Consider the following 21633-nt stretch of genomic DNA (forward strand, 5'->3'; position numbering starts at 1 on the left):
GGCGGGGGAGAGCGGGGGTGCCGGTGCCGGTGCCGGTGCCGGTCAGGGCCAGACGTTGGCCTGTGCCCGGAAGGTCTCGGGGTCGGTCTCCACCGGCAGGACGCACAGAAGGTGTCCGCCGGGCGCGCGCAGGACGCGGCACTCCTGCCAGCGCGCGATCTGCTCGGCGCCCAGGGCGGTCAGGCGGGCCGTCTCCGCCTCGGCGTCGTCGGTCTCGATGTCCAGGTGCATGCGCGGGGCGTCGTCCACCGCCTGCACGGCGGTGACCAGCCCGGGTATCGCGTCGTGGAGGGAGGTGAACTGCGGTGCCGGCGGGAAGGGGCGGGCGGTGGCGCCCAGGGCCGCCGCCCAGAATTCCGCCGCCGCGGCGGCTGTGGACGTGGGGGCGTCGAGGATCACGGCGTAGACACGGCTCCGGTGCATGGCGGTGCGCCCTTCTCAAGGGTGGTGTGGTGACCGGGGGGTTGGACAGTCACGCTAGTGCCGCCGGGACCGGAGAAAATCAGCAACAGGCATGGCGTTTTTGCCGCTTGACCGTAAAATGATGGACAGTGTCGGCGCAGGGCGCCCTTGTTAAAGCGCCTTCGGCAAAATGTCCTAGTTCATCAGGATCGGCGCCGAATGAGCCGCTATGTACCCCCCCGGGGTCGTGGACTTCCGCACGGAGAGCGCACGCGACACCGGCGCGGCGTGACGATCAGTCGGACAGCGCGGCCGTGCCCGTGATGCGGTGCAGGGGGTAGGTCCGCACCTCGTCGGCCGTGTGGTCGAAGGCCGTCACGAAGCCGCCCTCCACACGGACCGGGGAGAGTACGCGCTGCGCCGCGACGCCGTCCGCGCCCACGTAGCCGATCCGCACCAGCGTCCCGTCCCCGGCGGCGGCGCGCAGGGCCGCCAGCGTCTCGGACGCCGAGGTGCGCGGCGTGGCGCCCGCCGGGTCGGTGGCCGTGGCGGGGAGCCTGGTGCCCGCCGGGCGGGCGCCTTCCCCGGCGGCGTGGTCGCCCGCGCGGATCGCCCGTACGGCCGCCGCGAGCAGCGCGTCGTCGGCGTGCGGCGGGCTGTCCGGTGCCGGTTCCGGCGCGCTGCGCGGCGGGGTGCGGCGCGGCTCGGCGGCCAGGGTGACGACCGCGCCGTCCGTGCCCTCGGCCGCCGGGGCGAAGCCCAGCTCGCGCAGCCGCAGCAGCGTCTGGTCGGGCGACAGGCCCGTGACCAGGACGGTCGGCGCGATGCGGCGCAGCCGCAGGGGCTCCGCGCGCCGGTCGGCGAGCAGTTGCGCGACCACCGCCTCGTCCTCGCAGCAGACGTACCCGGACGCCGCGCCCACCCGCAGCTGGCCGTGCCGCCTGGCCACGTCGTCCACCAGGTACGACAGCGGCTGCGGCACGGGCGTGCGGGACCGTTCGGCCAGGAACGCGTGCAGCTCGGCCGCCGTCCGGCCCGCGTCGAGCGCGCGGCGCACCGAGCCCGCCGTGAAGCGGTAGACCGTCGCGCCGCCGGTGGACTCCACGTCGGCCGCCAGCGCCATCGCCTGCCGCACGTCGCGCCGCAGCGGTCCTGGGGCGACGGCGGTCAGGTCGGCCTGGAGGAGGAAGTGGTCGAGCGGTTCGGGCAGCAGCGGGGCCAGCAGGGCGGCCGCGGTGTCGAGGTCCGGGGCGTCGTCCAGCAGCGGCCTGGCGAAGGCGGCCAGCGCGCCGCGCCCGGTGACGCCGAGCCGTTCCGCCTCGGTCAGCGCGGCGCCGGTCAGCAGCGCGCGTGTGGGGGCGGGGCAGCGCCGGGGCAGTTCCCAGGCGACGCGCTCCGCGACCGCGTCGGGCGCGGGGGCCACGCCGGGACCGGCCGCGGCGAGCAGCGCGAGGACGCGGTGGCGCAGCGCGACCGCCGGGCCGCGGTCGAGCCCGGGGCCGAGCGCGGTGAGCGGGCGGCCCTTGGCGTCCCGGCCGCCGACCAGTCCCGGCACCCGCGTCCCGGCCAGCCAGGCGGCGGCGAGGAGCAGCCAGCGCCGTTCGGACGGCTCGGCGAGCCACCGGTCGTACGCGGGGGTGGGCGCGTACCGCTCGTCGGCCTCGCCGTCCGAGGCCAGGAGCCCGGCGGCGTAGGCCAGTTCGGTCCAGAACGCCGCCTCCGGCTCGGGGACGTCGAGCGCGACGGCGGTCCGCTTGAGGTCGCGCACGCCCAGGCCGCCGGCCCGCAGCACGGGCGGTCCCTCGCGCTCCCACTCGGTGAGCAGTTCCTCGACGATGGTCAGCGCGGTGTAGGCGGCTCCGGCCGCGGCCGCGTCGGTCGCGTCCTGGCCTGGTGTGGCGTACGGCGCGAGCGGGGGCGGGGCGGGGGACAGCACGCGGTGGGCGCGCCCGCCGCGCAGCTGGAGCGCGACCTCGCGGGGGAGCACGACGGTGCCGGGGGATGTGGGCATCAGCAGGCCGCGGTCCAGCAGCCAGCGCAGATGCGCGGCGGGCTGGGCGGACACCTCCCCGTAGGGCGGCCCCCACGTGAGGCGGTCCAGTACGGCGCGCGACGCGTCGGTGGCGTCGGCGAGCAGCGCGGCGAGCCGTTCGGGGTCGGTGAACAGGGCGGTGAGCGCGGTCAGCGCGCTGACGGGGTCGTGCGTGCCGGGCAGGCCCGCGTGGTGCAGCAGCTCCTGGATGCGGCGCGGGGAGATCCCGGTGGCGGTTTCTGCGAGGGTGGGGCCGAGCCCGGTGGCGCTGGGGCGCGCGGCGGAGGGCGCGAGCAGTTCCTGCGCGGTGCGTACGAGCCGCAGGCCGTCCGGTCGCCCCCACAGCACCGCGTGGGCACGGAGCGTGGCGACGGCGCCGGGGACCGCGTCCTCCCCGCCGGGCAGCAGGGCGGTGAGGGTCTCGGCGGGGCAGGGCTGCGGGGCGACGGCGAGTGCTTCGGCGGTCTGGAGGGTGAAGGTGTCGAGACGTTCCAGGGCGCGCAGGACCGACGCGCGGGCCCCCGCGCGGGTGGCCAGCTGGGACAGGTCGCCGGGCAGCGGGGAGAGCAGGTCGGCGCGGGTCCGCAGCAGTCCGGCCAGCTCCGCGTCGGAGCGGGCGCGCAGCTCGTCGGCGAGGGTGCGGGGCGGAACGGCGGACGGTGCGGTCATCCCCCCAACGCTACCCGCCCCGCCCCCCGCGCGGCACCGGCCGGAGGTCACACTCAGCGACAACTTCCGGTAAAGACCCCGGCGCACGCGGGCCCGCGCGTCCGCACGCGCCCCCTCGTCCCGTACCGCCGCGGCCGCACCCGGGCCGGGTGCGGCGGCCCCGGTGGCCCCGCGTACCGCAGGAGTAACGTTGCGCCACTCCGGAAGCGCACGCTTGACCGCCTCGGTAGGCAAGTGGACTCAGGGGGTGACCGGGCGGCACACTCCTGTCAGGCGACGGAAAGGACCGGATGACCGATGCCGCCGAGGGAGAGCCCGACCGCCCGACAGGTGCGCCTGGGAACGGAGTTGCGCCGTCTGCGCGAGCGGGCCGGGAGAACGGCCCGCGAGGCCGCCGCCATGCTCGGCACGGACCAGGGCAAGATCAGCCACATAGAGTCGGGCCGCATCGGCGTCAGCGAGGAGCGCATCCGGCGGCTCACGGACTTCTACGCCTGCCGGGACGAGGAGTTGGTGGAGGCGCTGTGCGCCATCGCCCGGGAACACCGGGGTCAGTTCTGGTGGGACGAGTACCGTGGCATCCTTGCCCCGCTGTGGATGGACATGTGCGAGCTGGAGCACCACGCCGTCTCCATGCGGATATTCCACACGGTCTCCATCCCGGGACTGCTGCAGACCGAGGACTACGCGCGGGCGCTGTTCACCGGCGCGCTGGTCGAACTGCCGCCGGAGGAGGTCGAGCTGCGCACCCGGCACCGGATGCGGCGCAAGGTCGTCCTGGAACGCGAACACCCGCCGCCGTTCGACGTGTTCCTGCACGAGGCGGCGCTGCGGATGCGGATCGGCGGGCGGCAGGTCATGCGGCGGCAGCTCGCCCGGCTGATGGCGGACGCGGAGCAGCCGCACATCACGCTGCGCGTCGTCCCGTTCACCAACGAGAACTACTTCGAGGCCATCCAGCCGGTGCTGTACGCGGACGGGGTCGTCCCGCAGCTGGACACCGTGCAGGTGGACGCGGCGACGGGCGGCGGCTCGTTCATCGACAGCGAGGCGCAGCTGGAGCGCTACCGCCTCTTCTTCGGCCGCTGCGACAAGTTCTCGCTCGACCCGGGCGAGTCGCGGCAGCTGATCCACCACATCGCGCGCGAGCTGTGACCGGCCCGCCCCGGCGCGCGGCCGGGGCGGCGGCGGTGGGCCCGTACGGCACGTACCGCCCGTACCGCCCGTACCGCCCGTACGGCCGCGGGCCGGCTCAGCCGAAGCGGCCCGAGATGTAGTCCTCCGTGGCCTGGTTGCTCGGCGTGGAGAAGATCTTCGTCGTCTCGTCGATCTCCACCAGGCCGCCGGGCTCGCCGACCGCCTTCAGGTTGAAGAAGCCGGTGACGTCGCTGACCCGCGCCGCCTGCTGCATGTTGTGCGTGACGATGACGATCGTGTACTCCTCCTTCAGCTGGAGCATCAGGTCCTCGATCGCCTGCGTGGAGATGGGGTCGAGCGCCGAGCAGGGCTCGTCCATCAGCAGCACGTCCGGCTGCACGGCGACCGCGCGGGCTATGCACAGGCGCTGCTGCTGGCCGCCGGAGAGGCCGGAACCGGGGCGGCCCAGGCGGTCCTTGACCTCCTCCCACAGGTTCGCCGAGCGCAGGGACCGCTCCACGAGGCCGTCCAGTTCGGCGCGCTTCATGCGCTTGCTGTTGAGCCGCACGCCCGCCACCACGTTGTCGTAGATCGACATGGTGGGGAACGGGTTGGGCCGCTGGAAGACCATGCCGATGTGCCGCCGGACGTTGACCGGGTCGACGTTCGCGCCGTACAGGTCCTCGTTGTCCATGAGAACCTTGCCCTCGACCCGCGCGTTCGGCACCAGTTCGTGCATGCGGTTGAGCGTGCGCAGGAACGTGGACTTGCCGCAGCCGGACGGGCCTATCAGGGCGGTCACCGAGCGCGGCTCGATCGTCATCGACACACCCTGCACGGCGAGGAACTTGTCGTAGTAGATGTCGAGGCCCTTGACCTCGATGCGCTTGGCCACAGTGCTTCGCTTTCTGTTCCGGGTGTGCCCGCGGCCGTCAGCCGCGCGTCTTGGGGGCGAACAGCCGGGAGATCAGCCGGGCCGCCAGGTTGAGGACCATCACGATGAGGATCAGCAGCAGCGCCGCGGACCACGACCGGTCGAAGTACGCCTCGCCCGGGATGCCCGGGGTGGCGTACTGGCTGTAGGAGAAGACCGACAGCGTCGCCATCCGGCCGTCGAAGGGGTTGAAGTTGTCGCTCGTGGTGATGCCGACCGTGATCAGCAGCGGCGCCGTCTCGCCGATGACGCGGGCGATGGCCAGCGTCACGCCGGTCGCGATGCCCGCGACGGCCGTCGGCAGGACGACCTTCGTGATGGTGCGCCACTTCGGGACGGCCAGCGCGTACGACGCCTCCCGCAGCTCGTTCGGCACCAGCTTGAGCATCTCCTCGGTGGAGCGCACGACGATCGGGATCATCAGGATGCTGAGCGCGACCGCGCCCATCACGCCCATGCGGACGCCGGGCCCGTAGAACAGCTCGAAGAGCGCGTAGGCGAACAGGCCCGCGACGATCGAGGGGATGCCGGTCATGACGTCCACGAAGAACGTGATCGCCCGCGCCAGCGCGCCGCGACCGTATTCGACCAGGTAGATCGCGGTCAGCATGCCGACCGGTACGGAGATGGCCGCGGCGAGACCGGTGATGATCAGCGTGCCGAAGATCGCGTGGTGCACGCCGCCGCCCTCGCCGACGACGCCGCGCATCGAGTACGAGAAGAACTCCGAGTCGAACCGGCCGAGTCCGCGGTCCACCACGGTCCACACGACCGAGACCAGCGGCAGCAGCGCCACCAGGAACGCCGAGCTGACCACCGCCGTCACGAACCGGTCGAACGCCCTGCGGCGCCCCTCGACCGAGCGCGACCACAGGTAGACCGTCGCCGTGTAGCCGACGGCGGCGATGATGGCGGCCCAGGCGAGGCCGAGCCCCGCCGCGTACAGCGCCGCCCCGGCGACGACCGCGCCGAGCAGCGTCAGGCGCGGCCCCGAGCGGGGCAGGCTGCCGCGCGTCAGGGGCACGGCGTCCAGCGCGACCGTGCGCGGCCCCGGCTCCTCGGGCGCCGGGAGCGTCGCCTTGTCCAGTGACGCGGCCGGGCCGCCGGGGGCGGGGTTGGTGGGAGTGGTGCTCATCAGTTGGCCCCCGAGAAGTCGCGGCGCCGGTTGATCACCGCACGGGCGCCCATGTTGACGAAGAGCGTGACGGCGAAGAGGACGAGGCCCGAGGCGATCAGCACGTTGATGTCCAGGCCGGAGGACTCGGGGAAGCGCAGGGCGATGTTCGCCGCGATTGAGGTCGGGTTGCCGTTCCCGATGAGGTTGAACGTGACGCCGCCCGAGCCGGACAGCACGATCGCCACCGCCATCGTCTCGCCGAGCGCGCGGCCGAGGCCGAGCATCGCGCCGCCGATCATCGCGGAGCGGCCGAACGGCAGCACCGCCATGCGGATCATCTCCCAGCGCGTCGCGCCCAGCGCGAGCGACGCCTCCTCGTGCAGCCGCGGCGTCTGCAGGAACGCCTCGCGCACGACGGCCGTCGTGATCGGCAGGATCATCACCGCGAGGACCATGGCCGCGACGAGCATCGTCCGGCCCGTCGCCGAGGCGGGACCCTCGAACAGCGGGATGAAGCCCAGGTTGTCCGCCAGCCACTGCGTCGGCTCCACGGTGCGCGGTGCCAGCACGGCGGCGCCCCAGAGGCCGAAGATGATGCTGGGCACGGCCGCGAGCAGGTCGATCAGGTAGCCCAGCGTCACGGCGACCCGGCGGGGCGCGTAGTGCGTGATGAACAGCGCGATCGCCACCGCGAAGGGCGCGGCGATCAGCAGCGCGAACGCGGCGGATATCAGGGTGCCGAACAGCAGCGGCCAGACGTACAGGACGAGCCCCTCGCCCTCCGGCATCTCGCTGTCCGATGCCCACAGGGCCGGCCACGCCTCGGTCACCAGGAAGGCCGCGACCCCCGCGAGGATGACGAGGATCAGTACGCCTGCCCCGGTGGAAGCTCCGGCGAAGACACGGTCACCCGGCCGCTGCACGGTGCCGTGCGGGCGTGTCCTCTCGGTGGTGGGGGGCACTCTCTTGTCCCTTCTCGTGCTGATGTCCGACGGGCCGTGCGCCGGGCGGGCGGCCGCGGCGCGCGGCGTGACGCGGCAGGCCCGGCCCGCCCCCGGGCGGGTGGCGGGCCGGGCCTGCCGACGGTGCGCGGACTCAGGCCGCGGAGCCGATCGCGTCCACGGCGGCCTGGAACTGCTGGCGCAGCGCGTCCGACAGCGGCGCGGAGCCCGCGGTCTCGGCGGCGGCCTGCTGGCCCTCGGGGCTGATGATGTAGTTGAAGTAGCCCTTCACCAGGTCGGCGGTCGCGGCGTCGTCGTAGGACGCGCAGGCCAGGCCGTACGAGACGAGGACGATCGGGTACGTGCCGGCCTCGGTCGTGTCGCGGGCCAGGTCGTAGGCGAAGTCGTGCTCGCCGCGGCCCTCGGCGCGCTGCGAGACCTCCAGGACCGCCGCGGCGGCCTCGGGGGAGTACTCGGTGAACTGGTCGCCGACACCGACGTGCACGGTGCCCAGGTCGCCGGCCTGGCTGGCGTCGGCGTAGCCGATGGTGCCCTCGCCGCTGGTGACGGCCTGGACGACACCGGAGGTGCCCTGCGCGGCCTCGCCGCCGTCGACCGGCCAGACGTCGCTGACCTCGTGCGGCCACGCGTCGGGGGCGACGGCCGCCAGGTAGTCGGTGAAGTTCTCGGTGGTGCCCGAGTCGTCGGCGCGGTTGACCGGCGTGATCGCGGTGTCCGGCAGGTCGGCGTCGGGGTTGTCGGCGGCGATCGCCTCGTCGTCCCAGCTGGTGATCTGCTGGTCGAAGATCCCCGCGATCGTCTCGGGGCTCAGGTTCAGGGAGTCCACGCCGGGCAGGTTGAAGATCACGGCGATCGGGGACACGTAGACGGGCAGCTCGACGACCTCGCCGCCGCAGCGCTCGTTGGCGGCGGTCAGCTCCTCCTCGTCGAGGTACGCGTCCGAGCCGGCGAACGCGGTGGCGCCGCCCGCGATGAACTGCTCGCGGCCCGCGCCGGAGCCGGAGGGGTCGTACGTGATGGTGGCGTCCGGGTTGGCGGCCTGGAAGCCGGCCATCCACGCCTGCTGGGCGGCGTCCTGCGAGCTGGCGCCCGCGCCGGCGATCGTGCCGGACAGCTCGGCCGCCGCGCTCTCGCTGCTGCCGCTGCCGCCGCTCGTGCCGCCGCTGCCCCCGTCGTCCTCATTCTCGCTGCTGCACGCCGTGGCCAGGGCCAGAGCGGATACCACGGCTATCGCGGCGGAAGTGGCGCGCCAGTTGCGCATGGCCTTTGCTCCTCGTTCGATCCCGGCCCTCGGCCGGGCTGTGGGTGATGTCTGAAGGTGTCGAGGAGAACGTAAGAGCGGCCAGCGAAGCAGCGAGGGCCAGAAGGTGAACAGAAACGTAGGTTCGGAGGAACCAGCGGTTTCACAAAAAGAGTTGGAATCGTTAAGGAAACGACAGTCTCGGTGAGATCCGGAGGGCCCGCGGGCGGCGCGCCGCACCGGCCCGCGGGGCGGCGCGGCTCAGGCCTCGGGCGGCACCAGGCGGTACCCGACGCCCCGCACGGTCTGGATGATCTCCGGGTGGTGCGGATCGTCGCCGAGCCGCTCGCGCAGCCGCCGAATGTGAACGGTGATGGTGTTCGACCGGCGCGCGCCCTCGCCCCACAGCTCCGTCCGGATGCGGTCGCGCGTGATCACCTTCTCCGCGTGCAGCATGAGCAGGTGCAAAAGCTGGAACTCGCGCAGCGGCAGCCGCGCCGTCGAGATGCCGTGCATGCGCACCTCGTACGTCGACGGGTCCAGCGTCAGCGGGCCGCACACCAGCGGCTGGTCCCAGCCCCGGTGCCCCCGGTCCGCCAGGCTCAGCAGCTGCGCCACCTCGCGCGGCCGGTACGGGCGCGCCACGCAGGCGCTCGCCCCCGCCGCCAGCGCGGGCCCGACCTGGTCGGTGTCGTCCGGGCCCACGCCCAGCACCACCGGGATGGACAGCCGCCGCCGCACCAGCCGCAGCACGGTCGCGCCGTCGATCACCGGCAGGTCCGCCGAGACGAGCAGCACGTCCGGCTTGCGCAGCCCGGCCTCCAGCAGCGCCGCCGCGCCGTCGCCGCAGTGGACGACCGACACCTGGTACTTGGCCAGCTGCGCCGTCAGCCCCTGCCGGATGCGCTCGTCCGAGTCGGCCAGGAGCACGACGGGGTTGGTGCCCAGCGGGATGGCCGTCGGCACGCCGTCGGGGCCGTCGTCCCAGCCGGGCGCCCCGTCGTCCCGGCCGTCGGCGCCGGCGCCGTCAGCCGAAGCGGCCGGAAATGTAGTCCTCGGTACGCCGGTCGGCGGGGCGGTTGAAGATCTTCTCGGTTGTGTCGTACTCAACCAGGCGCCCATGGCGCACTCCCTCGCTGTCGGTGTCGGCAGTGAAGAACGCGGTGCGGTCGGAGACCCGGGCGGCCTGGTGCATGTGGTGGGTCACGATCACGAGCGTGAACTCGTTCCGCAACCGCAGCATCAGGTCCTCGATCCTGGCCGTGGCGACGGGATCGAGCGCGCCGCACGGTTCGTCCATCAGCACCACGTCCGGCCGCACGGCTATCGCGCGGGCGATGCACAGGCGCTGCTGCTGGCCGCCGGAGAGGGCGAGCCCGCTGCTCTTCAGCTTGTCCTTGACCTCGTCCCACAGGGCCGCGCCGGTCAGCGCCTCCTCCACACGCTCGTCGAGCTGTGGTTTCCGCAGCCTGGCGCGCCGCCCGGCGCCCGCCCGCAGCCCGTACGCGACGTTGTCGTACACGGACTTGGGGAACGGGTTGGGCCGCTGGAAGACCATGCCGACGCGCCGCCGCACGGCGTCCGGGTCGGTGTCCGGGGCGTAGAGGTCGTCGCCCCGGTAGGTCACCCTGCCGGTCACGCGGGCGCCGGGAACGAAGTCGTTCATCCGGTTCAGCGACCGCAGGACCGAGCTCTTGCCGCAGCCGGACGGACCGATCAGCGCGGTGATCTCGCGCTCGTGGACCGTCAGCGACACGTCGCGCACGGCGGGCCGTCCGCCGTAGCCGACGTGCAGTCCCTCGACGTCGAAGACGACCGGCGCCCACTGCCGCCACCGCACGGCGCGGCGGCGGGCCGCGGCGTGGCCGTGGTGGGCTGGCGAGGCGGACGGCACGGCGGACCCCCGGGCGTGAAAAGGCGGTCAGGCAGGGACGTTCACCATGTAACGAGCCGTGGGTAGCGGGTTGTGCGGCAATCGGTGAACCCGCGATGAACAACGGCGTTCCCCTCGGTTCCGCGCGACGCGCCGGTCCTCGCGGCGGGTTGTACGGCGTTCCGCTCGCCCGCGCGGGAGTCGCCCGCGTAGCATCGTGGCGATTCCGGTCCGTGGGCGGGTCCGCCCGCCAGGCGCAGGGCAGTTGGTTGTGGGCATCGAAGGCGAACAGCTCGTACTTGACTATCTCAGCCGCGTCGGCGACCTCGCGCACGGCACCAGCATGTCGGCCGCGCAGCGCGCCGCGCTGGTGAACCGGCTCCGCGACGACATCCACCGCGCCAGGTCCGCCGCCGGGCCCGCGGAGAGCCGGGCGTCGGTGAAGCGCATCCTGGGGCGGATGGGGAGCCCGGAGGACGTGGTGGCCGCCGCGGCGAGCCCCGGGGCCGCCGCACCGGCGCCCGCGCCCGCCTCGCCGCCCCCGGGGCGTCCCCGTGCCCGTCCGGCGTCGGCCGCGCCCACCGTGCCGCTGCCGCCCCAGCGTGGGCCGGAGCCCGAGCGCGGCGGCTCGCCGTTCCTGCGCCCCGCGCCGCCGGGGCGCACCTACTGGCCCGACGGCGACATCGGCCGGTTCCGCGGCGGCATCGAGATCCCGGAGATGCTCCAGCCGCCGGTCGAGGAGGAGGCCGCGGCGGAGAAGGCGGCGGAGACCGACGCGCCGGAGGCCGCGCCGCCGCCCGCGCCGGACGCCGCGAAGCCGGGCGGTCGCCGCCGGTTCGCGCAGGCCGCGCTGGCGGGGCGCCGCGTCGGCGGCTTCGTCGAACTGGCCGCCGTCGCCCTGCTGGTGGCCGGTACGGTCGTCGGTTCGCTCGTGCCCCTCGGCCTCGGCTGGGCGGCGGCCTGGTGGTCGCCGCGCCTGGGCCGCCGCGAGGCGCAGTGGGCGGCGCTCGGCATGCCCGCCCTGGTCGCGGGCGCGTACGCGCTCTGGATCGGCGGCCGCAACGGCGGCTACTGGGGCGAGCCCCTCGCGCAGGGCGAGGCCGAGCGGATGCTGGACAACGACTGGCCGGTGCTGCTGCGCGTGGCCGCGCTGGCGAGCGCGGCGTTCCTCCTCTGGCGCGCCCGCCGCCACCTCCCACCCCCCGCCCAGACCTGACACGCGCACTCCGGAACGACCACCCCGCCGGCCCGCTCCGCCACTACAGCCGACACGGGTGCGGCCCCGCTCTGGTCACCGCGCGCTCTGGCGTGGCCGACCATCCGACCCGATCCCCGCTGTAACTCCCTCCGCCGGTACAGACGTTCACGACGGGCTTGCTGCCGGGGCCGCGCCTGGCTGCGCTCTCGCCGCCGCAAGGCGCCTCCGGCGGGTGACGACTGCCCCTGTCGGCCCGGGCCCGGCCTTCGCGGCGGGGCCGACCGGTCCTCCAGCCGGGCGGCGGCCCTGCCCGGTGGGCCGACGCCCGCGTACCGTCGCGGCCGTTGCCGGTGCGGTCGTGGGTGGCGAACCTCCTTTCCCGGGCCGTGGCCCGGCCCTCGGACGTGCACGGCCGGTTTGACCCTGCTGCGGGCATGCCCCGCTTGCCCCGCCGCCGCGCGGCCCGTGCCCGTGGGCGTCGTTCTTCGGCTGACGAGCCCCTGACCGCAACCGCTGCGCTGGAAGGCCAGGCAGCGAGCCGTTCCCCTCTCCGGGGGTCGTCCCAGCCGTCGGGGGCGTCCCACGGATCTCGCGCGCCGGTCGGTGTGCACCCGTCCGTTCGGCCATCGCTGCGGTCCGGCGCCAGCGTGAGCGTTCCGGCGGGCGGGGCTGCGAGGAGCAGCGGGGTCAGGCCATGGCCGTCCGGGCTATGCAGCCTCGTTCCCCCGGGCGGGCCGGGTCGGCGGTCGGCCGCTGCCCGCGTTCGTCCCGCGCGGCGCGCTCCCGGCCGGAGCGTATGAGCTGCCGGTACCGGGAGCGGAACCTGCCCGCGCACCATGCCGACGTCATCGCGGCGACCACCACGGCCACGACCCGATCCACCAGCGACAACAGGAGAAAGACGGAGGCCAGCGCCACGGCCCTAGGCGCGACGGCGGCCGTGCTCGGCCTGGCCGCCACCAGGGCGGCGGTTCCGCCGCTGCCGTTCGTCGTGCTGTTCATGGTGACGACGGTACGGATGCCGTGAACCCGCCTGCTAGCGCCGAAAGTCCAGTGCGCCGCGACTTCGGTCTGCGCCACGATGCCTGTCCATGGACGAAAGTGAGCACGGCGTGCCGACCGTACGGCGCGCGGGCGTGGCGGACGCTGCGGCGCTGGTCGCGGTCGACGCCCTCGCGGCGGCGGGCGACGAGGGGCGGCGCGCGAGCATCGCGCGCTGGTGCGGCGGGAACGCCGTGGTCCTCCTCGCCGAGGACCCGACCGGCCCGCTGGGCTACGCCGTGCTGGAGTACACGTTCTTCGAGCAGGGCTTCCTCACCCTCCTGACGGTCGCCCCCACCGCCCGGCGGCGCGGCATCGGGCGGCGGCTCCTCGCCGCCGTCGAGGCGGAGTGCGCGACGCCGAAGCTGTTCACCTCCACCAACGTCTCCCACCACCCCATGCAGCGGCTGCTGCAAGGCGCGGGCTGGGAACCGGCCGGGCTGCTGCACGGGCTGGACGAGGGAGACCCCGAACTGTTCTTCCGCCGCGCCCGCCGCACCGGCCACGTATTGCACTGAGCGTTCCAAAACGGGTAGCGTGCTCCCCATGGCCCGCCCCAGGACGTTCGACGAGGACCGGGCCCTGGACGCCGCCATGCGCGCGTTCTGGATCAACGGCTACGAGGCCACCTCGACCCAGGACCTGTGCGAGGCGACCGGCCTGGGCCGCAGCAGCATCTACAACACCTTCACCAGCAAGCACCACCTCTTCCGCCGCGCCCTCGCGCGCTACATGACGGCGATGAACGAGGCGCAGTTCGCGCTCCTCGACGACCACACCATGTCGCCGCTCGACCGCCTCCGCACCGTCCTGGAGCGGACCGTCGAGACCGAGACGGGCCTCGGCTGCCTCACCGTCAACACCACCGTCGAACTCGCCGGACGCGACGCGGAGATCGCCGTCACCCTCGAACGCGACACCGCGCGCCGCCTCGCCGCCCTCGCCGCCGTCATCGCCGCGGGCCAGCGCGACGGCGAGATCGCCGCCACCCGCGACGCGACCGCCCTCGCCCGCTACCTCGTCGCCGTCATCAGCGGCATCCGCGTCTCCGCCCAGGGCGGCGCCGACCGCCCCGCCCTGGAGGCCATCGCCGCGACGGCGCTCGACGCCCTCACCTGACCCCGGCGCCCACCCCGCGCCACCCGGGCGCTTCGCCCTGCCCGGCATTCCGCTGCCCACATTTTGAACCGATCCATCCAAAACAGAGAAACGGAGCCCCCGTGCCCCGCGCCATCCACCTCCTCGCCTTCGGCATCTTCGCCATGGTCACCAGCGAGTTCGTCGTCGCGGGACTCATGCCGCAGATGGCCGAGGGACTCGGCACCACCGTCCCCCGCGTCGGCTACCTGATCACCGCCTTCGCCGTCGCCATGGCGGTCGGCGGCCCGTTCCTCACCGTCGCGCTGCTGCGCCTGCCCCCGAAGAACGCCCTGCTCGTCCTCTTCGCCGTCTTCCTCGCGGGCAACGTCCTCGCCGCCACCGCCACCGGCTACGGCACGATGCTCACCGCCCGCGTCATCACCGGCGTCGCCTCCCAGGCCCTGTTCGGCACCGCCATCTCCGCCGCCGTACGCCTCGTCGGCCCCGAGCGGCGCGGCCGCGCCGTCGCCGTCACGCTCAACGGCCTCATGCTCGGCACCCTCCTCGGCCTCCCCCTGGCCACCCTCGTCGGCGAACACTTCGGCTGGCGCGCCGCCTTCTGGGCCATCACCGCCCTCGCGGCCCTCGCCGCCCTGGGCACGATTGCCGGCATCCCCACCCTCGAACGGCCCGCCGACACCGGCGGCTTCCGCTCCCAGGCGGCGGTCTTCCGCAACCGCGCCCTCTGGAAGCGCCTCCTCACCAGCACCACCGTGATCGCCGCGACCTTCTGCGCATTCAGCTACATCAACCCGATACTCACCGACGTCACCGGCCTCGCCCCCTCCACCGTGCCCCTCCTCCTGGTCGCGTACGGCGCCGCCACCGTCGTCGGCAACACGGTCGTCGGCCGCCTCGCCGACCGCCACGCCCTCCCCGTCCTCGCCACCGGCCTCGCCCTGAACGCGGCCTTCCTCACCGCGTTCGCCCTCCTCACCGACCTGCCCGCCGCCGCCGTCGCCGCGTTCCTCGGCATCGGCCTGGTCGGCGTCACGATGAACCCCGCGATGGCCACCCGCGTCCAGCGGGCCGCCGACGCCGGACCGCTCGTGAACACCGTCCACGCCTCCTTCATCACCCTCGGCATCATCCTGTCCTCGTCCCTCGGCGGCCTCGCCATCGACGCCGCCGGGCTGCGCGCACCGCTCTGGCTCGGCGCCGCCTTCGCCGCCGCGGGCCTCGCCCTCGTCCTCCCCGAACTGGCCGCCCGCCGGGCCCGCCCCGCCGTTCTGAGAGGATCGGCCATGTGAACGACGGTGTGTGCACGGAGACGGCGGACGCGACGGCCGCCGCCGAGCGGGACGCGGTACCGGACGGCTTCGTCCGCGTACGCCTCGACCTCGCCTACGACGGGACCGCCTTCTCCGGCTGGGCGCGGCAGGGCAGCAGGCGGACCGTCCAGGGCGAGATCGAGGACGCCCTGCGCGTCGTCACCCGCTCCGGCGAGCGCACGTACGAGCTGACCGTCGCCGGCCGCACCGACGCGGGCGTCCACGCGCGCGGGCAGGTCGCGCACGTGGACCTGCCCGCCGACGTGTGGGCCGGGCAGGAGGACCGGCTGGTCCGCCGCCTCACCGGCCGCCTCCCGCAGGACGTCCGCATCCGCTCGGCCGCCGTCGCGCCGCCGTACTTCAACGCCCGCTTCTCCGCCGTCTGGCGGCGGTACGTCTACCGCGTCGGCGACCACCCCGGCGGCGTCGACCCGCTGCTGCGCGGCCACGTCCTGTGGCACAACTGGCCGCTCGACGCCGACGCCATGAACGAGGCCGCCCGCCGCCTCCTCGGCGAGCACGACTTCGCCGCCTACTGCAAGCGCCGCGAGGGCGCCACCACCATCCGCACCCTGCGCGAGCTGCGCTGGGAGCGCGGCGCGGACGGCATCGCCGCCTGCACGGTGGAGGCGGACGCGTTCTGCCACAACATGGTGCGCGCCCTCGTCGGCGCGATGCTGTTCGTCGGCGACGGGCACCGGCCGCCGGACTGGCCGGCCGCCGTGCTCGCGGGGCGCGTGCGCGACTCGGCGGTCCACGTCGTACGGCCCCACGGGCTCACGCTCGAAGCCGTCGGCTACCCGCCGGACGACCAGCTCGCCGCCCGCAACCGCGAGGCACGCAACCTGCGCACCCTCCTGCTCCCCTGAGCCGCGGCCACGGGCGGCGGCGGCACGCCCCTCACTGCACGACTTGCAGCCTGGTCCACCGCTGGTTGGCCCCGCCGTTGCAGTCCCAGAGCACGGGCCGGGTGCCGTCCGCACCGGCGAAGCCGGGCAGGTCGAGGCAGCGCCCCGACACCGGGTTGCGGTATCCGCCGTCGTGGACCTCCCACCGCTGGTTGGCGCCGCCGTTGCAGCCCCACAACGCGACCGGCGCGCCGTTGCCCGTGCCGAGGTTCGTCACGTCGAGGCACTTGCCCAGCGCCCGCAGCGTGCCGTCCGCGTAGGCCGTCCAGCGCTGCGCGGGGGTGTCGTTGCAGCCCCAGATCTGGACGGGGGTGCCGTTCGCGCTGTTGCCCCCGGCCACGTCGAGGCAGGTCCCGCTGAGCCCCGACCGCACCGCGAAGCCGTTGGGGACCGGCCGGGCGAGCCAGCCCGCGCTGTCGGCGGCCCGGACGGCGGCGTGGAAGGCGTCGGCCACCTTGCGGTACCCGCCGTCGTTCGGATGCAGCTGGTCCGACAGGTCGGAGACCTGGACGGCGCTCGTGTCGACGAGACCGACGCGCTTGCCCTGCGCCTGCTTCGCCTGGACGATCAGCGGGATCTGCCGGTCGTACTCGGCCCGCGTCGCCTCGATGGTCGGGTTGGTGGTGACGAACAGCGGGCTGACCAGCACGGTCACGGTGGGGTCGGCGGCGACGATCCGGTCGATGAGGGCGTCGAGCCGCTGCGAGATGCCGGGCACCTCGTACTGCTGGTTGAGGTCGTTGGTGCCGATCTGGAGGGTGACGACGGTGGGCCGGTGCCGGGCCATCACGCCGTCGACGATCCCGGCGATCTGGTCGATCCGCCAGCCCGAGTGGCCCTCGTGGTCCGGGTCCTGGACGCTGCCGTTGCGCAGTCCGCCGACGAAGTCCGGCTGGTGTCCGTCCGCGGCCAGCAGGTCGTACAGCGGGCCGCGGTAGCCGCTGCCGTTCGAGCTGCCGTGGCCCTCGGTGTTCGACGCGCCGAGCGGCAGCAGGCGGATGGGAGTGGGGGCGGCCGCGCCGGGGCTTTCCTGTGCCGCCGCCTGGCCGGTGAGGGCCAGTCCGGCGGCGAGCATCACGACGGTGGCGAACAGTGCCATCAGTCTCTTCATGGGCGTCCTTGCGCAAGGGGGCCGATGGGGGGCTGTGCCTGTGGGGCGGCGCACGCCGGACGTGGTGCCCGGCGTGCGGGAACGATCGTGGTGGCGGCGGTGGCCCGAAGGCGGCGACGCCGTTCTGACCACGGGTGACGGGGTACTGGAGAGCGCTCTCCGAGAAGCTAATTGACTGTCAGGGACTCGTCAATCACTGGCGCCTACTCCGCGCGCCCCGTCGCGGCGACGGTGACGCCGAGGCCGATCATCGCCACACCCCCCGTGCCGCCGACGAGCGCGAGCCTGCGCGGCGACCGCCCGAACCACGTCCTGGCCGTGGACGCCACAACCCCCCACACGCTGTCGCAGACCAGCGCGATGGCGCTGAACACGAGGCCGAGCAGCAGCATCTGGAGCGTCACGTGCCCGGCCTCCCGGTCCACGAACTGCGGAAGCACGGCGGCGAAGAACACGATCGTCTTCGGATTGGCCACCCCGACCGCGAACCCTTCCCACAGCGTCCGCAGCGTGCCCGTCCCGGCGGGCCCGCCGGTGAACTCGTCCCGCAGCGCGTGCCGCTGCCGTATCGCCCGCACCCCCAGATAGACCAGGTACGCGGCGCCCACCAGCTTCAGCACCGTGAACACGACGACGGAACGCTCCACCACGGCGCCGAGCCCCAGCGCCACGGCCACGACGAGCAGATAGGCCCCGACGGTGTTCCCCAGCACCGTCGTCAGCGCGGCCCGGCGCCCCTGCGCGAGGGCACGGCCGATCACGAACAGCACACTGGGACCCGGGACGATGATCAGGACGAAGGAAAGAGCGGCGAACGCGAGCAGCCGGTCGGAGGACACCATGGCGGGATCGTTCCGAAGACCCTCGCCCCGCGCCACCGGCTTTTCGGCCGGGCCTTGGTCCAGGCCCTAGTCCTGGTCCTCGCCGCCGCCCTGCTGGCTGCGGCGGCGCTCCTCCACCAGCGCGCTCGCCGACGCGGACGCCTGGGTCTCCCCGCGCCGGATGATGCAGTTGAACGCGTGGTCGTTCCCGTCGCGCGACGCCTGCTGCGCCGGGGTCCCGTCGCCGCTGTCCGGCGAGCCGTCCGCGTTGCCCGCGATGGTGAAGTACGCGTAGCGCCCGACCGCGTTCGTGGTCGTCCGGCAGCCGCCGTTCTGGCAGAACGAGGGCGCGTCGCCGCCGGTGAGGGCGACCAGGTTCCCCTCCGCCGCGCCGCGCACCTGCTCCGCCGCCTCGGCGGTCGGGAACTGCGCCACGCCCACCGTCACGGCGACCCCCTCGCCCGTGAACGTGGCGCGCAGCACCGCGCCGCAGCCCAGCTCGGTGAGCGCCGCCGACAGGTCGCCGGAGAAGACCTCGGCCGGGCAGCCCTGCGCCGCGTCGGTGGCCACCTCGGCGTAGGCGCGCCCCTCCAGCTCCGCCGTGTCGCCGGTGAAGAAGCTCTCCGGCTCGAAGGCGGCGACGTCCTTCTCCGCGTCGGAGATGAACTCGCGCGGCTCCGGCAGCGGCGGCAGCTGCGTCGGCTCGAATCCGGAGCCGGAGTCGGACGTCGAGGCCCCCGACGGTTCGGCCGGCAGGCTGGCGCCGCCGCCCGCCCGGTCGTCCGGGCCGTCGTCCCCGCCGCCCGAGCCGGTGATCAGGAGGGCCACGACGGTCCCCACGGCCAGGGCGCCGAGGGCCCCGCCGCCGATGAGGAAGCCGCGCCTGCGGCGCTGCCGCCGCTCGGCGTCGGCGGCGAGCGCGTTCCAGTCGGGCTGCTGCTGCGAGCCCCCCGGGACCCACGCGGGTCCCCCCTGCCCGTAACTCATGCGCGCAGTCTAAGGGGAGGTGTGTGTTTCCCCACCGGCCGGTGGCCGTCGTCGCCGTACGTGACCGGCGGCCGCGCGGGAGGGCGTACGGGAGGGGGCGTGACGGGCGGTTTTGACCCGTCCGTGGCGGGGACGGTAACCTGCCTCGTTGGAAACTCTATGCGTATGGCTTGCTCGATCTCACGTGACGGGCCTTGCGCCGGTCCGCCAGGATGCCCGTCGGCGGCCAGTACCACGGTATGCGTCACCGGGGTACGGCCTGCGCCGATGTGCTACCGGGTGGCCTTGTCAGCAACCCATTCACTGAAGAAGCGAAGGCTACGACCGTGCGTACGTTCAGCCCCAAGCCCGGCGACGTCCAGCGTCAGTGGCACGTCATCGACGCCACCGACGTCGTCCTGGGACGACTGGCCTCCCAGGCCGCCACCCTCCTGCGGGGCAAGCACAAGCCGGTGTACGCCCCCCACGTCGACACCGGTGACTTCGTCATCATCGTCAACGCGGGCAAGGTGCACCTGTCCGGCAACAAGCGGACCCAGAAGCTCGCCTACCGCCACTCCGGCTACCCGGGCGGTCTCCGCTCCGTGCGCTACGGGGAACTCCTGGAGAAGAACCCCGAGCGCGCCGTCGAGAAGGCGATCAAGGGCATGCTGCCGAAGAACACCCTCGGCCGCCAGATGCTCTCCAAGCTCAAGGTCTACGCGGGCTCCGAGCACCCGCACGCCGCCCAGCAGCCGGTGGCGTTCGAGATCACCCAGGTCGCGCAGTAGTCCCGGCCACCCCCAAAGACCAGAAAGAATCTGAGGAGAATCGTGGCCGAGCCCACCGCTGAGACCCTTGACGCCGAGGTCCCCGAGGTCGAGGAGTACACGACCGAGAGCACGCCGGAGGAGTTCGCGGCGTCCGCCGACGAGCTGACCGGCCGCTTCGGCGACCCGCTCCCCGGCGCCGGCACCGGCCGTCGCAAGAACGCGATCGCCCGCGTCCGCATCCTGCCGGGCACCGGCAAGTGGAAGATCAACGGTCGCACCCTCGAGGGCTACTTCCCCAACAAGGTGCACCAGCAGTCCGTCAACGAGCCCTTCAAGGTGCTCGAACTCGACGAGCGCTACGACGTCGTCGCCCGCATCTCCGGCGGCGGTGTCTCCGGCCAGGCCGGCGCCCTGCGCCTCGGCGTGGCCCGTGCGCTGAACGAGGCGGACGTCGACAACAACCGCGGCCCGCTGAAGAAGGCCGGCTTCCTCACCCGCGACTCGCGCGCGGTGGAGCGGAAGAAGGCCGGTCTGAAGAAGGCGCGTAAGGGTACCCAGTACAGCAAGCGCTAATCGGGGTCATTCCCGGCGCCCCGGCAGCACATCCGTGCTGCCGGGGCGTTCCTTTTATAGGGTTTACGCCGTTGGTCGCACTCGGGAACTCGGAGGAAACACAGTGGGACGACTCTTCGGCACGGACGGTGTACGCGGCGTCGCCAACGCGGACCTCACCGCCGAGATGGCCCTCGGCCTGTCGGTGGCCGCGGCGGGCGTGCTCGGCGGCACCGGCGCCGGCCGGTCCCTGGCGGTGGTCGGACGCGACCCCCGGGCCTCCGGCGAGTTCCTGGAGGCGGCGGTGGTGGCGGGGCTCGCGAGCGCGGGCGTGGACGTCCTGCGGGTCGGCGTGCTGCCGACGCCCGCGGTCGCGTACCTCACCGGCTCGCTCACCGCGGACTTCGGCGTGATGCTCTCCGCCAGCCACAACCCCATGCCGGACAACGGCATCAAGTTCTTCGCGGGCGGCGGCCACAAGCTGGCCGACGACCTGGAGGACCGCATCGAGGCCGCCTACCGCGAGCACGCCGCCGGGCAGCCGTGGGACAGACCGGTCGGCGCGGGCGTCGGCCGCGTCACCGACTGGGACGAGGGCTTCGACGAGTACGTCAGCCACCTCGTCGGCGCCCTGCCCAACCGGCTCGACGGCCTGAAGATCGTCCTCGACACGGCGCACGGCGCGGCGGCGCGCGTCGCGCCCGAGGCGTTCGCGCGGGCGGGCGCCCGCGTGGTCACCATCGGCGCCGAGCCGGACGGCCTCAACATCAACGACGGCTACGGCTCCACCCACCTCGACGCCCTGCGCGCCGCCGTCACCGAGCACGGCGCGGACCTCGGCATCGCCCTCGACGGCGACGCCGACCGCTGCCTGGCCGCCGACGCGGACGGCCGGGAGGTGGACGGCGACCAGATCCTCGCCGTCCTCGGCGTCGCCATGCGGGAGGCGGGCCGCCTCGCGCACGACACGGTCGTCGCGACCGTCATGTCCAACCTCGGCTTCACCCTCGCCATGGAGCGCGAGGGCCTGCGGCTGAAGCAGACCGCCGTCGGCGACCGCTACGTCCTGGAGGAGATGCGGCGCGGCGGCTACTCGCTCGGCGGCGAGCAGTCGGGGCACGTCATCGTCCTCGACCACGCCACCACCGGCGACGGCACCCTGACCGGCCTGCTCCTCGCCGCCCGCGTGGCCGCGACCCGCCGCCCGCTCGCCGATCTCGCGGGCGTGATGGAACGGCTGCCGCAGGTGCTGATCAACGTGCGGGACGTCGACCGCAGCCGGGTCGCCGACTGCCGCGAGCTGACCGACGCGGTGGCCGAGGCGGAGCGGCAGCTCGGCGCGACCGGGCGCGTGCTGCTGCGGCCGTCCGGTACGGAGCCGCTGGTGCGCGTGATGGTGGAGGCGCCGGACGCGGCGCAGGCCAGGACGGTCGCGGCCGGTCTCGCCGATGTCGTGAAGTCCCAGCTGGGCTGAGCCTGTTGGCGG

The 21633-nt window shown here is 73.9% G+C and carries 21 protein-coding genes; 9 read left to right on the forward strand and 12 right to left on the reverse strand.

The window, feature by feature from the left end:
* Positions 1–42 precede the first annotated feature (42 nt).
* Positions 43–423, reverse strand: coding sequence for a VOC family protein (locus ACIBPC_RS27435; RefSeq protein ID WP_362961443.1), 381 nt, complete (start codon positions 421–423; stop codon positions 43–45).
* A 274-nt stretch (positions 424–697) separates the two neighbouring features.
* Positions 698–3103 (reverse strand): helicase-associated domain-containing protein, encoded by a 2406-nt coding sequence (locus ACIBPC_RS27440; RefSeq protein ID WP_398848327.1) that lies wholly within the window; start codon positions 3101–3103, stop codon positions 698–700.
* Between the two features lie 330 nt (positions 3104–3433).
* Here ACIBPC_RS27440 and ACIBPC_RS27445 point away from each other — a divergent pair, with 330 nt between their 5' ends.
* Complete coding sequence (locus ACIBPC_RS27445; RefSeq protein WP_362961447.1) at positions 3434–4258, forward strand: helix-turn-helix transcriptional regulator; 825 nt, start codon at positions 3434–3436, stop codon at positions 4256–4258.
* A gap of 97 nt (positions 4259–4355) precedes the next feature.
* Here the strand turns inward: ACIBPC_RS27445 and pstB (ACIBPC_RS27450) are convergent, their stop codons facing one another.
* The 6 genes from pstB (ACIBPC_RS27450) to pstB (ACIBPC_RS27475) all read right to left on the reverse strand — a co-directional run bounded on the left by pstB (ACIBPC_RS27450) (position 4356) and on the right by pstB (ACIBPC_RS27475) (position 10333).
* Positions 4356–5135, reverse strand: coding sequence for a phosphate ABC transporter ATP-binding protein PstB (pstB, locus tag ACIBPC_RS27450; protein WP_362961449.1), 780 nt, complete (start codon positions 5133–5135; stop codon positions 4356–4358).
* Positions 5136–5172: 37 nt separating this feature from the next.
* Positions 5173–6309: a phosphate ABC transporter permease PstA gene (gene pstA / locus ACIBPC_RS27455; RefSeq protein WP_362961451.1), complete on the reverse strand. Its 1137-nt coding sequence runs from the start codon at positions 6307–6309 to the stop codon at positions 5173–5175.
* A complete protein-coding gene (pstC, locus tag ACIBPC_RS27460) occupies positions 6309–7253 on the reverse strand; it encodes a phosphate ABC transporter permease subunit PstC (RefSeq protein WP_362961452.1) in 945 nt (314 codons plus the stop codon). The genes pstA and pstC overlap by 1 nt, the downstream gene beginning before the upstream one ends.
* Before the next feature lie 133 nt (positions 7254–7386).
* Complete coding sequence (locus ACIBPC_RS27465) at positions 7387–8514, reverse strand: phosphate ABC transporter substrate-binding protein PstS (protein ID WP_398848330.1); 1128 nt, start codon at positions 8512–8514, stop codon at positions 7387–7389.
* 240 nt (positions 8515–8754) lie between these two features.
* Entirely contained in the window at positions 8755–9459 is a 705-nt protein-coding gene (locus tag ACIBPC_RS27470; protein ID WP_362961456.1) for a response regulator transcription factor, read from the reverse strand.
* A gap of 61 nt (positions 9460–9520) precedes the next feature.
* Positions 9521–10333 (reverse strand): phosphate ABC transporter ATP-binding protein PstB, encoded by an 813-nt coding sequence (gene pstB, locus ACIBPC_RS27475; protein WP_362961579.1) that lies wholly within the window; start codon positions 10331–10333, stop codon positions 9521–9523.
* A 304-nt stretch (positions 10334–10637) separates the two neighbouring features.
* Between pstB (ACIBPC_RS27475) and ACIBPC_RS27480 the strand changes: the two genes are divergently transcribed.
* Entirely contained in the window at positions 10638–11582 is a 945-nt protein-coding gene (locus tag ACIBPC_RS27480; RefSeq protein WP_398848332.1) for a hypothetical protein, read from the forward strand.
* A gap of 669 nt (positions 11583–12251) precedes the next feature.
* Here the strand turns inward: ACIBPC_RS27480 and ACIBPC_RS27485 are convergent.
* Complete coding sequence (locus tag ACIBPC_RS27485; protein ID WP_398848334.1) at positions 12252–12566, reverse strand: hypothetical protein; 315 nt, start codon at positions 12564–12566, stop codon at positions 12252–12254.
* Between the two features lie 89 nt (positions 12567–12655).
* Here ACIBPC_RS27485 and ACIBPC_RS27490 point away from each other — a divergent pair, with 89 nt between their 5' ends.
* The 4 genes from ACIBPC_RS27490 to truA all read left to right on the forward strand — a co-directional run bounded on the left by ACIBPC_RS27490 (position 12656) and on the right by truA (position 15885).
* Entirely contained in the window at positions 12656–13123 is a 468-nt protein-coding gene (locus ACIBPC_RS27490) for a GNAT family N-acetyltransferase (RefSeq protein WP_398848336.1), read from the forward strand.
* A gap of 28 nt (positions 13124–13151) precedes the next feature.
* Positions 13152–13724, forward strand: coding sequence for a TetR/AcrR family transcriptional regulator (locus tag ACIBPC_RS27495; RefSeq protein ID WP_398848338.1), 573 nt, complete (start codon positions 13152–13154; stop codon positions 13722–13724).
* Between the two features lie 101 nt (positions 13725–13825).
* Entirely contained in the window at positions 13826–14995 is a 1170-nt protein-coding gene (locus ACIBPC_RS27500; protein WP_398848340.1) for an MFS transporter, read from the forward strand.
* A complete protein-coding gene (gene truA, locus ACIBPC_RS27505) occupies positions 14992–15885 on the forward strand; it encodes a tRNA pseudouridine(38-40) synthase TruA (protein ID WP_398848342.1) in 894 nt (297 codons plus the stop codon). Before ACIBPC_RS27500 ends, truA begins: the two co-directional genes overlap by 4 nt.
* 31 nt (positions 15886–15916) lie before the next feature.
* On the opposite strand, the gene ACIBPC_RS27510 is transcribed toward truA, so the two are convergent.
* From ACIBPC_RS27510 to ACIBPC_RS27520, 3 genes are all read right to left on the reverse strand, one after another.
* Complete coding sequence (locus ACIBPC_RS27510; protein WP_362961468.1) at positions 15917–17035, reverse strand: ricin-type beta-trefoil lectin domain protein; 1119 nt, start codon at positions 17033–17035, stop codon at positions 15917–15919.
* Positions 17036–17238: 203 nt separating this feature from the next.
* Complete coding sequence (locus ACIBPC_RS27515; protein WP_398848343.1) at positions 17239–17877, reverse strand: LysE family translocator; 639 nt, start codon at positions 17875–17877, stop codon at positions 17239–17241.
* Positions 17878–17943: 66 nt separating this feature from the next.
* Complete coding sequence (locus ACIBPC_RS27520) at positions 17944–18843, reverse strand: hypothetical protein (RefSeq protein WP_362961472.1); 900 nt, start codon at positions 18841–18843, stop codon at positions 17944–17946.
* Positions 18844–19169: 326 nt separating this feature from the next.
* Here ACIBPC_RS27520 and rplM point away from each other — a divergent pair, with 326 nt between their 5' ends.
* From rplM to glmM, 3 genes are all read left to right on the forward strand, one after another.
* Positions 19170–19613, forward strand: a complete 444-nt coding sequence (gene rplM / locus ACIBPC_RS27525) for a 50S ribosomal protein L13 (RefSeq protein ID WP_362961474.1) — start codon at positions 19170–19172, stop codon at positions 19611–19613.
* A gap of 42 nt (positions 19614–19655) precedes the next feature.
* A complete protein-coding gene (gene rpsI / locus ACIBPC_RS27530) occupies positions 19656–20168 on the forward strand; it encodes a 30S ribosomal protein S9 (RefSeq protein WP_362961476.1) in 513 nt (170 codons plus the stop codon).
* Positions 20169–20271: 103 nt separating this feature from the next.
* The gene (glmM, locus tag ACIBPC_RS27535) at positions 20272–21621 is read left to right on the forward strand and encodes a phosphoglucosamine mutase (RefSeq protein WP_362961478.1); all 1350 of its coding nucleotides are present in this window, start codon (positions 20272–20274) and stop codon (positions 21619–21621) included.
* The last annotated feature ends 12 nt before the right edge of the window (positions 21622–21633 follow it).

This window comes from Streptomyces sp. NPDC049879, assembly GCF_044461265.1.
Lineage (GTDB): Bacteria > Actinomycetota > Actinomycetes > Streptomycetales > Streptomycetaceae > Streptomyces.